10 protein-coding genes and 1 pseudogene are annotated in these 12,535 nt (G+C 59.9%); 6 read left to right on the top strand and 5 right to left on the bottom strand.

Going from position 1 to position 12,535, the window contains the following annotated elements; translation table 11 throughout:
• Nucleotides 1-8 precede the first annotated feature (8 nt).
• A complete protein-coding gene (locus tag BH93_RS09345; protein ID WP_242459170.1) occupies nucleotides 9-737 on the top strand; it encodes an adenylate/guanylate cyclase domain-containing protein in 729 nt (242 codons plus the stop codon).
• The gene (locus BH93_RS09350) at nucleotides 737-1,231 is read left to right on the top strand and encodes a Pycsar system effector family protein (RefSeq protein ID WP_242459171.1); all 495 of its coding nucleotides are present in this window, start codon (nucleotides 737-739) and stop codon (nucleotides 1,229-1,231) included. Before BH93_RS09345 ends, BH93_RS09350 begins: the two co-directional genes overlap by 1 nt.
• Before the next feature lie 137 nt (nucleotides 1,232-1,368).
• Here BH93_RS09350 and BH93_RS09355 read toward each other — a convergent pair whose 3' ends face one another.
• Nucleotides 1,369-1,746, bottom strand: coding sequence for a DUF6941 family protein (locus tag BH93_RS09355; protein ID WP_037171288.1), 378 nt, complete (start codon nucleotides 1,744-1,746; stop codon nucleotides 1,369-1,371).
• Nucleotides 1,747-2,584: 838 nt separating this feature from the next.
• Here BH93_RS09355 and BH93_RS09360 point away from each other — a divergent pair.
• The 4 genes and pseudogenes from BH93_RS09360 to BH93_RS09375 form a co-directional block, all read left to right on the top strand.
• Nucleotides 2,585-2,971, top strand: a pseudogene (locus BH93_RS09360) (exonuclease domain-containing protein); the annotation flags it as partial.
• Between the two features lie 412 nt (nucleotides 2,972-3,383).
• A complete protein-coding gene (locus tag BH93_RS09365; RefSeq protein ID WP_155290835.1) occupies nucleotides 3,384-5,468 on the top strand; it encodes a hypothetical protein in 2,085 nt (694 codons plus the stop codon).
• A 128-nt stretch (nucleotides 5,469-5,596) separates the two neighbouring features.
• Nucleotides 5,597-6,685: a TerD family protein gene (locus BH93_RS09370; protein ID WP_242459172.1), complete on the top strand. Its 1,089-nt coding sequence runs from the start codon at nucleotides 5,597-5,599 to the stop codon at nucleotides 6,683-6,685.
• A gap of 217 nt (nucleotides 6,686-6,902) precedes the next feature.
• Nucleotides 6,903-7,334 carry a hypothetical protein gene (locus BH93_RS09375; RefSeq protein WP_155290836.1) on the top strand — a complete coding sequence of 144 codons (432 nt, stop codon included), beginning with the start codon at nucleotides 6,903-6,905 and terminating at the stop codon, nucleotides 7,332-7,334.
• Nucleotides 7,335-7,369: 35 nt separating this feature from the next.
• On the opposite strand, the gene BH93_RS09380 is transcribed toward BH93_RS09375, so the two are convergent.
• The 4 genes from BH93_RS09380 to BH93_RS09395 form a co-directional block, all read right to left on the bottom strand.
• Nucleotides 7,370-8,995, bottom strand: coding sequence for a long-chain fatty acid--CoA ligase (locus BH93_RS09380; protein ID WP_037171291.1), 1,626 nt, complete (start codon nucleotides 8,993-8,995; stop codon nucleotides 7,370-7,372).
• Between the two features lie 68 nt (nucleotides 8,996-9,063).
• A complete protein-coding gene (locus BH93_RS09385; RefSeq protein WP_037171292.1) occupies nucleotides 9,064-10,143 on the bottom strand; it encodes an alpha/beta hydrolase in 1,080 nt (359 codons plus the stop codon).
• 71 nt (nucleotides 10,144-10,214) lie between these two features.
• Nucleotides 10,215-11,099 (bottom strand): tagatose-bisphosphate aldolase, encoded by an 885-nt coding sequence (locus BH93_RS09390; RefSeq protein WP_037171293.1) that lies wholly within the window; start codon nucleotides 11,097-11,099, stop codon nucleotides 10,215-10,217.
• 70 nt (nucleotides 11,100-11,169) lie between these two features.
• A complete protein-coding gene (locus tag BH93_RS09395) occupies nucleotides 11,170-12,525 on the bottom strand; it encodes an FGGY-family carbohydrate kinase (RefSeq protein ID WP_037171294.1) in 1,356 nt (451 codons plus the stop codon).
• Nucleotides 12,526-12,535: the final 10 nt, after the last annotated feature.

Here is a 12,535-nt window from a genome sequence, read left to right on the forward strand (position 1 = left end):
GGGGCACAATGATGTACCCGACCATCTCAACTAGCGTCAGCGACATCATCACGGCCAGCTGGAATATCTCGAAGGGCACCGTGGTCCCAGAAACCGATGACATCGTAATGAAGAACGGCGGACGAAGAGTCGAGGCGACGTACGCTTATGCTGACCTCGCGGACTCAAGCAAGATCGCTCAAGCTCTCAATCCAGAGGTCGCGGCTAAGATAATCCGCTCTTTCGTTAACAGCGCTACTCGCATCTTCCGCTTCTACGATGGCGAGATTCGGTCATTCGACGGCGACCGCGTGATGGCTATTTTTATCGGTGAGAAGAAGAACTGGAATGCTGTTCGGTCGGCTTACGCGATTAGCTGGGCCGTACATGACGTCATCCGTCCGAAACTCAAAGAACACTGGGATTGGTCCACCACGCCGGGCGGGTTATACAACATCAGCCACCGTGTCGGCATTGACACAGGTGAGTCTCTGATCGTTCGTGGTGGTGCTCGTGACAACAGCGACCTCATCTCAGTTGGCGCAGCACCCAACATCGCTGCCAAACTCAGCGACTTAAAGTTCGGCCATTCGACGTACGCCACCGACCGCGTTATCGATGCGCTTGACGGCGATGACTTGCTCTATTACGAGAACAACCGGCTACGCCTGCGATGCTTCGAACGACTCAATAGTCGTGTCGAGATAGGCGGTACCTACAACACGGTCTACGGTTCTAGCGTGTACTGGGGAATATAGTGAACGACAACCCCATCGAGAACGCCTGGAAGATCCACGCCGCTCTGGTCGACTGGACAGGCAAGGTCGACACAAAAGCCTCATTCACACTCACGATCGAAAGCGCATTGTTAGCTGGGGTAATGGCCTTGTCAGGCGAAAACCGGGCGTTAAGCAACTTGCGCGGCCTTCCCGCGTTCCTATACGTGGTAGGTATCAGCCTGCTGGTCGTGGCGGTCTGCTACGCAGTGCTGGTCGTTCGGCCACGGCTTCGCTCGAAGAACCTGACGGCCGAAGCGCGTCAGCACTACATCTACTTCGGACACCTTCGTGAACGTAAGCCGTCCTTGGTGCGCGACCACCTGGAGAACACGCCGGTTCTGCCGGTGTTGTCGAAACAATTAGTCGAGATGAGCAAGATCGCATGGGACAAGCACAAGATGGTGCAGCGGTCGATGACGATCGCACCGCTCGGCCTTGTCGCGCTGCTCTTCGCTGCTGCCCTATCCAGTTAAATAAGCCAAGATTGATTATCTTCGTGCAAATGGTCCGGTAATATTCGCGATACCCGCCCACCTGGATCGACTCGGTCCTCGGAAGTCTTGTAGCTCGTCCCTACCGGTCTTGCGTTTCGCATACAGGTCAACTGACGTCACCCGAAGGCGATGCGAAGCCCGACGCTCGCTGTGGCCCCACCGGCGCTGAGGATGAAGTTGTGTCGTCCTTCGTCGCGGAACACCATTTGCATCGACAGGAACCAGAATCGATTCTCGCCGGTGAAGCCGGCACCGGGGATCTGCAAGCCTCGCTGATTGACGATGTGTTCCCCGTTCGCGTCGAGCACTTCGAGAGTCGCAGGAAAGTCCTTACCGATGTCGTCGGGCCCGGTCTGTAGGAGCGCTACCAGACGGCATTCGAGCATGCGGGTATCGCGCGGGACTGTGCAGGAATCCCATACACCGCCGAGAATGTCGAGCATGTCGTTGGAGGCGCGCGCGTACTCGGCGAAGAACAAGCCGGTGATGATCATCGGCTTCGCCTACCTCCTTCGATCGACACTGGCTTCTGAGTGTTCGCGACACACGGGGTCAACAGTCTCGGTCCGAACATCGAATCATGCGTTTTCGCGCGGAGTTCCCTGCGATACTGAGCCGACATGGCCTGTGCCGGGGGCGGGTCCAAGCATTCTCGACCGGTTCGGAGTTGCCATGTCCACGAGAACGTTCATTGCAATCACCGCAATAGCTCTCGCTTGCGTCGGCTGCTCCAGCAACCCAACCGAGACACCGAGCGATGCTGTTTCTGCGACGAGCAGCTCGAGCGCTACTGTGTCGGTAGTGCCTAGCTCCACCGTGGTCGCTCCGGCTGCACCTGAGCCGCCGCCTGTTCCTCAGCCTCAACCGGTCACGTTCGAGTGTGGGGATTTGGATCTGTACCAGTCCGGCACTGCGTTGTATTCGGACGGAACAACAGGGTACGAAGCCGAATGCGACACGTACGTCGCGCCTGCGGCTCCTGAATTGAGATATTGCGATTACGGCGGCACTGCAGTCTTCACCGATGGCTCGTACTCGGTGAACGACCCGAGATGTGCTGCGACCGCGCCGTCGCCCGAGTCCGGGTATCCGTACAACGAGTCCGAAGATCGAAACGGTGATGGCGTCGTGAATGGATATGAGCGGTGCGGAGTTCTGTGTGGAGAGGAACCGACCAGCGGAGACATACAAACCCAGCATGGCTGCGAGCAGGGCTACATCACCGGTCCGCAGTGTCAATAGAGCGACCCGCGATCGGCATTTTCCGTATTGAGGTTCGCCCGTACGGCATAGTGACCACCACTGTCCGACGCGGTCGAAGGTGGAAGCTCTGTGAGGAACGCGCTGAGAAGCGGCAGCGACAAGTGGGTCGTCGTCGATGTCGAGACTTCGGGTCTGAAGGCGTCCCGTGATCGGGTACTCAGCGTGGCCGCTCTGACGGTCGACGAGGACGGACGGGTCGGACGCGAACTGTCGACTCTGGTCAACCCGGGCTGCGATCCCGGTCCGGTGCACATCCACAAACTGACGCCCGAACGACTTGCCGGTGCACCGACGTTCGACACGATCGCCCCGCGACTCATGGATTTGCTGGACGGTCGAACCATGGTCGCGCACAACGCGAGTTTCGACCACGGCTTCTTGAAGCTCGAATCGATGCGTGCGGGCATCGACATTCCGACGAATCAACGGCTGTGGCTGTCGCTCTGTCGAAGATTGTTGACGCAGCGCCACGAGCTGGTGACCTACATCCACACGCCGTAGACTGGTGCTGAAAATCGCATCGCGTTACACCCTGCTCTGTGGTCGATTAACTGTCAGGCGATCATTGGAGGTCGCAGGACACGCATCACTCGTGGTGTTGCAAACCGAGGGAACTTCGGAGCAGGCTAGCCAGGTCGCGCCAGGGTGCTCTGACCGGCTTGAGCATCATTCAGTCGGATGATATCTGATTCGAGTTTGTGCCTCGGCCTCGTCCGACTGTCCTGATTGAGCTACTGTAGCTGCGAGCTGATGAAATGCCTACTTCTGTTTTCTGTCTGTACTGAGGTGCAGCCTAGCCTTCCGGGCCTCCGTAGTCTGTTCAAATTTTATCTGAAGCTGGAAATATAAAATTCTCGTCCTTGGGGGGATGGAAGCTTTGTCGCAAAACCAGTTTGACGCCCTGTTGGCCGACTACACGGCGGTCCGCGATGACGAACGCGAGCTTTTGAATCAGCAAGTAACTCTATTCGGTGCCGTGGTGGCTACTCTTACCCTCTTTGGTGCGCTGGTAGTTGGTTTGGGTGAGAGCATAAATCTACCTGACGAGATTGCTGCTGTTTCCCCATTGGTACCGCTGTCTCTAATCTGCCTTTTACAGATTGTTGGATCGCAGGCGACGGTCAGGAGCTTTTACGCTCGATCAGTAGAGCGCGAGATTCGAGCGCTACTACCTGTAAACGGCGCATTGGGGTCATACCCACGACTCGACGCAATCTCGTATCGAGAACTGATGGACACGTTGAATTCGCTTAGTCGCGGAGGAAGAATCCCAAGAATTTTAACTATCATTGTTTTTTCGTCTGTGGCAATTGTCTTTATTGGTTTAGTTGTCTATATGGCTCGCGAGTTCGATTTCTATCTGAAAATTGCTATGTTAGCATTCTATGGCACCGCAACGTTGATGTTGCTGGTTGAAGCTTTTCGGGCAACTGTGTTTGGCCGTGCGTATTTTAAGTCGATTGTGAACCACACAGTTCTCCGTAAGACGCTACCTTTAACGCCGCTTCCGCCGCCTATTGCACCTCCATCCGGCGAGCGATCGTTATTGTCGTATCTTCTTTTGCCACGGCCGGCTGATCTAGCGAAATCCGTATTCTTTGTGTTGGGAATTCTTACCCTCCTGTCAGTGAATCCGGAAGTGGCTCGTGAGCAATACTTTTGGCAACGCGCACTTGTTCTGTTCCTTGTGTTGGAAATTGTCGTCTATCAATGCAGGTATCAGTGGAACGACTTACGGGGTCTGGGTGAGGACGCCGCAGCCCCTGCTGCAGTGCAACGCGGTCGAATACCGACGACGGGCCGATCTCTAAGTTTGACGGTGTCTATTGTGCTGGCCGCTATGGGGCTCCGGCTATTTGTAGCTTTTATGGCATGCGCCTTCGATTTTGTCTCATTCTCGGAACATGTGGTACCAATGGTCATTGGCGTTTTCGGTCTAGGAGCAATTTACGAATATCTTCGAAATCGCGAGCGGGTGTCATATATCCCAACGGTAGCTGGCCCGCTTACTGCAGCACGTGGAGCAACCATATTTGCGGTATGTGTTGTGGTGGGTCTCGGCTATCCCCTCCGAGCCGCTATTGGGTACTTCATGGGCGGAAGCGCCGTAAATTCGGACCGTGAGGTTCCTTGGGATTGGAAGTGGCCGAAGTATTGGGAACTCGATGCACCTTACTTTACGGCTCTGGACTTCAATGCACCTCTTGTCTTAGTTTTGCTGCTATTGTTTTCGGTAGGTATTGTATTTGTATCCATGACCTGGTGTTTGGAAGCAGGATCCTTCAGCTCGAATTTCTACCTTTCAGGCGGAAAAGAGAATATTGTTGTTGATCGGGATATTGGCAAGAAGCCCCACCTGCTGGCCATGTTCGGTCATACCGAATGGGAGACTCATGTTTTTGGAGATCCGACGCCCCCCTCCGGCCTGCTAGTATCTTTTGACGGTCGTACGGTGCAATGGATGAAGTATCAAAGTCGTCCACTTGCAATTTGGAATGTTGCCTCGATCAGTGCTTGTTTATTTGGTTTAGGCTACGTTATCTCCATCTGGCAGGCGAATGCATTCTCGCTTGAGTATTATTTGTCCGTTGGTTTATTCTTTATCACCGCTCTCGCCATTCTTCTCTTGAAAACTAAGAGTCGGAAACTGCGCTCGACGATCTGGCTAATGTTCATTCTATCGACTCTGGTCATAGTCAAATCCCAAAATGGCAGCTGGCCTCTTGTATGGAATTATGGAGAGTCAATAGGACTGTCGCTTCCGGCAATGGTCGTCAGATCCTCACTTTCTGTCTGCGCCCTCGTGTGTCCATTGTTGGTTCACGAATTCTTTCGCAATTCGTCATATCGGGATCTGGCGTTTCCGAAAATTAAAATCAGAAAATTGGTTACTTCAGCAATGACGTCCTTGGTGATCTTCGTTGTTGGATCCGAGACGGCATCAAGAATGTAGGACACCAGTGGTGAGTGGTGAGCATTGCCCCGAATCCCTACTACGTGACTGCGGAGAACTTAACAATGCGGCCGGCGCAGGTTCAATGAGGCCGGGGGGTGGGTGCCATTGGGCAACCACTAGAGGGCATGAGAGTCGTGATCAGCGGCGACACGCACATTCCGCGATTGCGTTTGGCCGCACAGCTCACCGAAGCGGGCCTGGACGTGATGAACTCCGTCAGCCGGTTCACCAGCGTGGTGGTGTGTTCGGATCCCACAACGGAAAGCCGAAAGATCGAACGGGCTCGCGCCCATGGTTTTCGGATCATCTCGGAGTCCGAGTTGCTCGACTTACTCCGGGATGTGCAGCCAGGAACGCCGAAAGGTACTCGGCCGCAGACCCAGCCAAAGCCACCCGTGCAGCAGCCCGATCCAGTCGCCGAGCCCTGGCAGACAAGAAGGGTCTTGGTCATGGGCGGTTCGCATGCTGAGTCGGTACTGATGCGGTCTCGCCTCATCCAACTCGGGGCCACACCGGCTGTGAATCTGAGCGCAGGCGTCACCGACATCCTGATCCTGGACGGCGGCGACGGAGATCCCCGGATACCGAAGGTGAAAGAACGGGACCTCACACTGCTGACACCCGCATCGATCGACCGTGAATTGAAGATCGAGGAGCCTGCTCCGCTTCCGGTGCGGCGGTCGCGAATCGCCCCGCTGGTGCCGCGTGGTGGTGTCGTCGATCTGGATCCGAGCGTCACCATACTGACCTTGAACAGTTCGTGGCGGGCCGACGAGTCCGAGCGGGTGGGCGTCGACGTCGTCGCATTCTTGGTCAACGGCGACGAATTGGTATCCAGTGACGAGGATTTCGTTTTCTACAACGCTCCGGCTACCTCGGACGGCGCCGTTTCGATGTCGATCGACGGGGACAGTGAGCAGGGTGTGCGGATCGATCTGGCACTCGTTCCCGTGGAATGCGCCCGTATCGTCATCGCCGCAGCCATAGACGGCGACAAGACATTCGGTGACGTCGGTGCCGTCTCGGTATCGCTCGATGGAGTCGATTCGACGGTCGCCACGGCAGTGCTCGACGCAGCCACGACCGAACAGTCGATGCTGCTTGCAGAGATCTATCGCCGAGGGGCTGGTTGGCGCTTCCGACCCATCGGTCAGGGCTACGACGACGGATTGGCTGAACTCGCCGTCAGATACGGCGTCGAGGTCGACAGCTAGCTGACCCTCCTCACTTATAAGCGCTGTCCACGCGGTGGGCCGCACCGCTGGCATTCGCCGTCTCATAGGTCTCAGACGATCAAGCTGTCAGTGGAGGTGTCTACGCTCGTCACCAATTGATCGGCCGAATGCGTAGGGGGACAACATGGTGACTCTGTCTGCAGTATCAGCACTGGTAGCGGTTTGCGTGCCGCTCATCGCGACCACTCTGTGGCGAATGCGGGATGAGAATCTCAGCAGCCGCGCGAGGACGCTCGCCAGGGCTTACGAGCGGAAGGAACGGCAATTCGTCTTCGCAGAGAACCTGGAAGCGATGGGTTTGCCCAACGAGGCAGCCAGGTCTCGTTACGACGGACTTTATGCGTTCTACCGGGTCGGTGTGCAATGGAGCTATCGGCAGTCCAATCCGGCCGAGTTCGTAGCCGCCTTCGCCGGAGGGTTGGCCGTTCTCCTGGGTGTCGGCATGGCACTGATAGCTCCTCGGTCGTTACTTACATCGGTCCTCTCAGCCGGCCTGGTCTGCGTAGCCGCGGTGGCTTACGTAGCGTGGGGGTGGTTTGCGTTTCGTGAAGTTCGACGAACCAAGCCTCGAATCGAAGCGTTGGTCACGGATTTCGCATCGGTGTGCGGTTTAAGGGTGTCGCGCTGAGACGCAGCGAACGTCGACGTGGGAGAAGTGTTCTCCTACACCAACTCGATGACCTCCAACGCTCCGTCGGCGTGTGAGCTACGCAGTCGCTTCTTGTCGTATTTGCCGACACTGGTTTTCGGGACCTCGTCGATGAAGGTCCAACGTTCGGGCAATTGCCAATGCGCGACGCGACTGTCGAGGAACTCTTTCAGTTCCTCGGCCGTCACCGACGCGCCCTCGCGGACAACGACAGCCACCAGAGGCCGTTCGTCCCACTTGGCGTCCGGCACACCGATGACCGCGGCCTCCCGCACGGCCGGGTGTCCCATCACCTGGTTCTCGAGTTCCACCGAGGAAATCCACTCGCCACCGGACTTGATGATGTCCTTGGAGCGATCGGTCAGTCGTAGGTAGCCGCCTTCGGAGATCGTGCCCACGTCGCCGGTCCGCAGCCAGCCGTCGTCGAACTTGTCGTCTGCGTCGGCGCGGTAGTAGCTACCGGTGATCCACGGGCCACGCACCTCGAGTTCGCCGACGGTCTTGCCATCCCACGGCAACACCTCACCGGCATCGCCGACGAGGCGTGCTCGCACTCCGGCCACGAATCTGCCTTGTGTGCAGCGCAAGTCGAACTCGTCCTCCGGAGACAGGCCGGCGTCGGGCTTGCCGGAGGTGCCCAGTGGTGAGGTCTCGGTCATGCCCCACGCCTGCGAGATGTGCACGCCGTACTTCTCGTGGAATGCCTTCATCAGACTCGGCGGGCACGCCGCACCGCCGACCACCACGTCACGCAGACTCGACAGGTCCGCTGGGTGCTCGTCCAGGTGAGCGAGCAGGGCCTGCCAGATCGTCGGAACCGCGGCCGCCGCCGTGGGACGCAACGTCGACATCATCTCCGCCAACGGAGCCGGCTGCAAAAACCTGTCGGGCATGATCAGCGACGCACCGACCATCAGCGCTGCATAGGGCAAGCCCCACGACATCGCGTGGAACATCGGCACGATGGCCAAGACCTTGTCGGACTGCGCAATCGCCATCGCGTCGGTCATGCAGGCCTGCATCGAATGCAGGTAGATCGAGCGGTGCGAATACACGACCCCCTTGGGGTCACCGGTGGTGCCTGAGGTGTAACACATTGCGGCAGCGGATCGTTCGTCGAGCTCGGGCCAGTCGAACCCCTCCGGCTGACCCGCCAGCAGGTCCTCGTAGCCCAGTACTTCGATGCCGTCGGGTGCAGTGACCTGTGCCGGGTCGACGCCGACCACGATGAGATGCCGCACGGTCTCGAACGTCGGCAGCAAGGGTGTCAGCAGCGGCAGCAGGCTCGCGTCGGCGATGATCACCTGATCCTCGGCATGGTTGACGATGTAGGTGAGCTGCTCGGGGAAGAGCCGAATGTTCAGCGTGTGCAGCACCGCGCCCATCGCAGGAATCGCCATGTAGGCCTCCATGTGCGGGGCGTTGTTCCACATGAACGTGCCGACGCGCTGATCGTCGTCGACGCCGATCGACCGCAGACCGTGCGCCAGTTGCGCTGCCCGCCTGCCCAACTCCCCGAAGGTGACCGTAGTGGGGCCGCCGTCGGTCCAGGTGGTGATCTCGGCCGAGGAGTGAATGGACGTCCCGAATCGAACCAGCTGGCCGATGGACAGTGGGGTGTCCTGCATGGTGCTCTTCATCGATCTCGCTCCTGAAGTCTCGGCTTACACGTCGTTGTGCTCCGCGTCACACCATGCACGATACGGACTTACTCGGACGCGTGGTCGCGGGTACCTCGGATTCGGGCGTCGACCTCGCGAACGGTGTCTCGATAGATGTCCGACGCGGGATCGATGACCGCGAAATGGCCACCCGGCCCTTCGACATAGTCGACCGAATCCGGGCCGGCAACAGCGGCGGCGTAGTACGCCCGACTGATCTCGAGCAGGTTGGGGTCGTCCGACTCCGCACTCGCCACCAGATGCGGCACACCGAGCGGAAGCCTCGAGATCGGAGACGATGCCTCGTACGTCTCCTGCGCTCCGGCGAATCGGGCACCGATCGCATTCGACACCGCGCCCTCGCCGAGCCAGCGCTCGTCGCCGACCCGCAGATCGAGTACACCGGCCAGGCTGACCGCAAGAGCAGGTGTCACGGGCTTTCCCACGGAATCGGCCGCGGCTCGCAGTGCGAGCTGACCGCCTGCTGAGTGGCCGAACAGAACTATTCGAGACAGATCCAGATCACCGGGTGCCGTCTCCAACGCTGCGAGCGCGGATGCGACATCGCCGGTCGTCGCATCCCACCCGTGTTCGTCGGGGCGACGGTATTCGACGTTCCAGGTCGCGAAGCCGCGCTCCGTCAGATCGACGGCCATCGCGTCCATCAGATCGAACTCCCAGCGCGCACGCCAGTACCCACCGTGAATGAGCACGGCAACGGGAAAGGGGCCATCACCGACCGGCACGCGCAGTTCGCCGCGTTGCTCCGGGTGATCCCCGTACGACAGGATCGTGCCGGGGTGGAAGCGGTGGAAATACACGCTGTCGATCGCGAATCGCAGACCGTCGAGTCCGCGGCCGCGAATGTGAGTGCGAATTCCATCGGATCGATCCGGTGCGCACTGCCCGAGGTCGACTCGAACGACACTGCTGTACGACGACGTGTCGACGGGAATTCTGTCGCCGGGAACAACGATTACCTCATCGGATCCGGTTTCGGCGTCGACGATTCCGCCGGACAGCCCGCGTGCGTCGAGGGCCCTGGCCACCAGTTCTTGCGCGGTGGCGAGATCGGCGAACACACCGGGCGCGGCGATGATGTCGATGTGCTTCGAGACGTCGTTCATGGGTTTCACGCTACCCACCTGGCGTCGACCGAGCCCGAACGGCGAGTTCGGGCTCGGTCGAACGACGCGAATTAGGCGTCGACAGCCTCGTTCAGCTCACGCAGACGGGGCAGTGCGCGGTTGGTGAGCAGGTCCTCGCGGGTCTCGGCGGAGACAGCCATGCTGTCCTTCCACAGTGACCGCCCTGCCATCGCTCCGCGGGCACCGTTGGCGACGGCGATGCGGACCTGCTCGATGAACGTCTCGTGATCGACGCCCGCCGAGAGCACGGCCCACGGAACACCCTGTGCTGCTTCGGTCACCGCGGCACATGCCTCGGCGGAACCGGGGTAGGGAAGCTTGAGTACCTTGGCACCGCATTCGACCGAGATGCGGGTGGAGTCGGCGATGATCTTGCCGAAGCCGGCCTTGTAGTCCTCGTCGGACTCGTTCTCGAGCTGGTAGGTCAGGATCTCGACGATGAGCAGCAGACCCTCGGCCGAGCAGGCCTTGACGAGGTCGCGGATCTCCTCGGCAACACGGGAATCGACGCCCTGCTGCTCAGGGCGCATGTAGAACAGCATCTTGGCGACGTCTCCGCCGAGATCACGCACGACGCGGGGGGTCACGCCGTCGACGAAGCGGGTGTAGCGCAGACCGTCGGTCTCCTCGAAGCCCGAGGCATCCATGCCGACCACCAACGCGGTGTTGCGCGAGAGCACACCGTCGTCGACGATCTTCGGCAGTGCCACCTCCGGGTCCAGCAGGATCGCAGGCGCGTGATTGCCGAGGTAGCGAACCAGATCGGCCTTGGCCTCGGCGAGCTGCTCGACGGTGATCGAGCCCGGTCCGTCGGTGGCGTCCTTCATGACGGCCTTCATCCCGTTGCGCTGATCTCCGGCGACGATGAGCATGTTGCCGTCTGCGGTGGAGATGGCAGCCATTCCACGACGTTCGAGGGTGGTGAGTTCGTTCATCTTCTTCTCCTGGTGGGTGTTGGGGTCGAGCGCAGTCAAGACAACGTTGTCTCACTGCAGAAATGTGGGCTCAGATTTCTATGAGCGTCAGTAGGCGGGCGGCGAACAGTGCTGCACCGTAGGCGGTGTCCTGCGAGCGGGTCGAGACCGAAACGCCGGGCAGTACCTGAGCTCGTGCGTCTCGCACGCTGGCCATCCCGGCCCAGCCGCCGGTGAGCAATGTCGTCTTGGCAGGCGGCACCTCGGCGTCGAGTGCCTCGATGAGTCGAGCTACTTCGTCGTTGCCGTGCAACAGAATCGAACGGAACAGCTCCGCTGAATCGATACCGTCGGTGCGGACCGTGATGGACAGAACGCCGTCGTCGTTGCGGGCACCCGCGATGTCGATACCGCCGTCGGTGAACGGCCCACCTTCAGGCAGAGCGCACACTCGCTGATCCAGTAGATCGCGTCCGGTTCGATCGTTGATGTCGCACAGCTGCAACGCCCGTCGCATCAGCAAGCCGGTCTTGACTCCGGCAACGAGTACGTGTTGGCCCGGCACCACGTGGCGGACCGAGTTGATGAGATGCTCGGCGAGTCTGCTCCGCGCGGCCGTGGTCAAGGGAGCGTCGAGTACCCGCAGCAGAACCTCGGCGGTGCCCATCGACACGTGGTACCGGTCGTGAGGGATCGCTCCGCCGGACACTGCGGACACGAGATGGTCGTGACCGGCCACAGTGAGGCGAGCGCCGGCGATGGACTCGGGAAGAGTTGCCGCGTCGGCGGTTCCGAGGTCTGTTCCGGCGTCGACCAAGGGCGGAATGAAATCGGCTCCGACGCCCAAGTGCGTCAACATCTCCGACCAGGGTTCGCCGCTGTCCTGATCGAGTAGTCCGGTGCGCGAACTCAGCGAGTAGTCGGCCACGGCGCGGCCGCCGAGGGACAGTACGACGAACTCCGGCAGGTTGAACCAGCGAAGCCCGTTCAAGCTCAGTCCGTTGTCGCGAAGGTGTGCGATCTTGACGACGGAGACCTGCACGCCGACGGGAAGGCCCGTCTTGCCGGCGAACTGATCGCGCAATTCGGCCGGCAGGTTGTCGACCTGCTGCTGACCGCGCGGATCGAACCAGGCGAAGGCCGGCGCGCGGACAACGTTGTCTTCATCGAGAAGGAAGCCCGTTTCGCCCATCCCGGACACTGCGATGGCGGCGATGCGGGCGGCCGGATCGCCGGTGACGTCGGGCAGTCGACGCGCGACGGCGTCGAGCAGCTGCCCGATGGTGGCCAGCAAGTCCTCTGCGGCGAGGTCGGTGGTTCCGCCCGGGCCGTGCCGCCACGGTGTGGGGCTCTGCTCGATGAGCAGTTCGGTGCCGGCATCGTCGGTGACGAGTACTTTGACGCCGGTGCTCCCGAGGTCCAGTCCCGCAACAAGTCTGGGGTTCACGGAGTTGGTC

The sequence above is a fragment of the Rhodococcoides fascians A25f genome (assembly GCF_000760935.2).
Taxonomy (GTDB): domain Bacteria; phylum Actinomycetota; class Actinomycetes; order Mycobacteriales; family Mycobacteriaceae; genus Rhodococcoides.